This is a genomic window from Campylobacter showae CC57C, from assembly GCF_000344295.2.
In the GTDB taxonomy this organism is placed as follows: Bacteria; Campylobacterota; Campylobacteria; order Campylobacterales; family Campylobacteraceae; genus Campylobacter_A; species Campylobacter_A showae_B.
Map to the genome: position 1 here is coordinate 1 of NZ_AOTD01000227.1, position 711 is coordinate 711.

Consider the following 711-nt stretch of genomic DNA (forward strand, 5'->3'; position numbering starts at 1 on the left):
ATTCAAGCCCCTTCCCCCTTAACAAGAAAGGTTGATTTGCGCAAAAAGCTAATGCACAAAACCAAATTTAACAAAACCAAATTTAGTACCTTAAAGGTGCTGGTCTCGGTGCGTCAAATTTGGATTCAAATTTATTCAAATTCGGGTCCGTCGCAAATTTATGGTGAGCGATTTGCGCGGGTATTTTGTCGCCTTTGCTAGGAAGCGGGGCGAATTTATAACCGCGAAAGCAAAAAGCGGTAAAATGCGCTAAAAAAGGAAAATTTGTAAAATGAGCGAAAATTTACAACATGGCAGTGCTGGCGGGCTGATTTTGGGTATAGAAAGCAGCTGCGACGATAGCTCGGTAGCTCTGCTTGATATCGAGACGCTGGAGCTAAAATTTCATAAAAAAATCTCACAGGATGCCGAGCACTGCGCATTTGGCGGAGTGGTTCCGGAGCTAGCTGCGCGCTTGCATACGGCTGCGCTACCTAAAATTTTAGAGCAGATCAAGCCCGAGTTACCGCGCGTAAAAGCCGTCGCTGTCACGAACGAGCCCGGGCTCTCCGTGAGCCTAGTGGGTGGAGTCGCGATGGCAAAGGCGCTCGCCTCGTCGCTGCGTGTGCCGCTAATCGCGGTAAATCACCTCGCCGGGCACGTGTATTCGCTATTTTTGTCGCAGGAGGCGCGGCTGCCTGCGGGCGTGCTGCTCGTTAGCGGCGGGCACAC

Annotated in this window: 1 protein-coding gene; it reads left to right on the forward strand. The window is 50.8% G+C overall.

The window, feature by feature from the left end; all coding sequences use genetic code 11:
* Positions 1-307: 307 nt before the first annotated feature.
* The coding region (locus H740_RS08910; protein ID WP_034957836.1) for a protein kinase at positions 308-711 on the forward strand (404 nt) is incomplete at its 3' end.